The sequence below is a fragment of the Occallatibacter sp. genome, from assembly GCF_049802275.1.
Lineage (GTDB): Bacteria > Acidobacteriota > Terriglobia > Terriglobales > Acidobacteriaceae > Telmatobacter.
The window spans coordinates 1-2153 of record NZ_JBARMD010000496.1; the positions used below are offsets into that span (position 1 = coordinate 1).

Genomic DNA, 2153 nt, shown 5'->3' on the forward strand with positions numbered 1-2153 from the left:
CAGATCGATAAGTTCCTCACCGACGACGATCGAAGGCTCTTTATGGATGCGCTGATGAAACAATGCGACGCGAAAGACGGTGTTGCCGATGGCATGATCTCCGATCCGCTAGGCTGCGATTTCGACCCCAAGGTCCTCGCCTGCAAGCCGGGCCAGACCGACGCCTGTATCGTCCCCGAGAAAATCAGCGCCATCAAGAAAGCCTTCGCTGGACCGAAGAATGCCTATGGCACGCAGGTCTATCCGGGCTTCCTTTATGACGCGGGCATTACTTCGAAAGCCTTCGCATCTGGTTTACTGGCCTTGGGACCAAGTGGCCTCTTCGGCCCCTACACCACTGCAACTGAACTCGACGTCGACAAGGCGGCGCTGCATGCGTCCGATCCGCTCGTCGAACCTGCGTCCACCAATCTCTCCACCTTTTCACTCAGCGGCGGCAAACTCATCTTCTTCCACGGCGACAGCGATCCGTGGTTCTCGCCGCTCGACACGCTCGGCTATTACCAATCACTTGTCGCAACAAATGGAGGTGCCCAGAAGGTATCCGAATGGAGCCGTATGTTCATGGTTCCCGGCATGGCCCACTGCGGTGGCGGTCCCTCGCTCGATCACTTCGACATGCTCACTGCAGTCGTCAGTTGGGTTGAGAAAGGCACCGCGCCTGACGCGGTGATCGCTACAGGTCAGGCATTCCCCGGTCGCAGCCGACCCCTGTGCGCATACCCAAGACACGCGCAGTACACCGGGACCGGTGACACCCAGGATGCCAGCAACTTCCGATGCCAGGACCCCGCACGCTGATGGCGAGAGGTTTCGAGTTATGAGTTTCAAACGCGTTCAGGGCACGGCAATTGCTGCAGGACTTTTGTTTGCCGCGAGCGTTGCTGCATTTGCGCAGCCTACCCCCGGCCAAGCCACACAGGCCGCAGCCGTTAAGCCGCTTCCTTTCGTCGGCCCGATCTTCGCCGATAACATGGTGCCTCAGCGAGGCAAGCCCGATACCATCTGGGGCTGGTCTGATCCTGGAGATACGACGACTCTTGTGATCATTGCAACCTCGCGACAAAACGGAAGGTGTAACACCGGCGTATCCCCTTTCAATGTCAACCAGGTCCCCAGGTAGAGCGGCGTTCCGTGCGGCGATGTCCCGCGCGTGAAGATTGTCCCGGTATCGAAGTCAACGTTCTCTACCCGCATGCAGTAGAGTTCGCGGGCGTTGCGCATTCCGGTGTCGCGCATTACCACGATGATGTCCTTCAGCGGCTGGTCGGCCAGTGCTGACAGCCTCCTTTCCGCTTCATCGTTCAGACGGAGCGACTGCCCATGTTCCTTGACGAGTGCAAAGTCGGGAACCTCAAAGATCAGAAGCGCGTTGTTGCCGTTCGAGGCCGATCCGGGAAACTGCAGCTTTTCGACCGCGTCTTTGGTGATCTCGTCCATGCGCATTCCGGCGATCTTCGTCTGCTCCAATAGTCGCCAGCCGTTTCTGTAATAGCGGCGGCTGTCGGCCTCGAGCCGTCCCGTTTTCACCCATTGAAGGAAATCCTTCGAGTATTCACGAAGCGTGGGCGGCTTCCTGTCGAGCGGGTCGCTGCCCTTGATCGCGTCAGCGAGTTTGAGAGCGGCAGCCTTTTGCGCTCTCGTTTCGCTGGTCTCCTTGGTGGACCCGCAGTAGCGCTCGCCGCGCACGGTGAAGACATACCAGTAATACTTCGACTCGTTCTTTCTGAACAGTTCCACGAGATCACCTCCAAGCAGCCCGCACGGAAGCAACTCGTGTGTTCCGCCGCACTAATCTGAGCGGAACAACAACATCGTACATCAGCTTGACTTCGATTCCAATCCAGTCAGGGAGAACAGTTACGCAATGCCAACGTCTGGTCCTTAGAACTCGATCCTTCCTTGAAAGGCAATCATGCGCGGAGAGCTATCTCCCCCGAGTCCGACACCGAGCAATCCGGTTGGCGGTGAGATCGTGCTTTCGAGCGTCCCAAATCGGGCCGGAATCGAAACACCGGGTACACCTGCTTCGACTTCATTGGGGAGTGCGAAATTCGGATGATTAAACGCGTTGAACATCTGAACATCGAACCGAAACTTAATCTCTTCTTTGATCGGAACAGTTTTAGTGATGTAGATGTCAGAGTCTGTGA

3 protein-coding genes are annotated in these 2153 nt (G+C 57.2%); 1 reads left to right on the forward strand and 2 read right to left on the reverse strand.

Features of this window, described 5'->3' with window-relative positions; genetic code table 11:
- Positions 1-801, forward strand: an 801-nt coding sequence (locus WA354_RS17255) for a tannase/feruloyl esterase family alpha/beta hydrolase (protein ID WP_472814264.1), incomplete at its 5' end; no start/stop codon positions are given.
- Between the two features lie 180 nt (positions 802-981).
- On the opposite strand, the gene WA354_RS17260 is transcribed toward WA354_RS17255, so the two are convergent.
- Entirely contained in the window at positions 982-1740 is a 759-nt protein-coding gene (locus tag WA354_RS17260) for a site-specific integrase (RefSeq protein WP_472814265.1), read from the reverse strand.
- A 144-nt stretch (positions 1741-1884) separates the two neighbouring features.
- The coding region (locus WA354_RS17265) for an outer membrane beta-barrel protein (RefSeq protein WP_472814266.1) at positions 1885-2153 on the reverse strand (269 nt) is incomplete at its 5' end.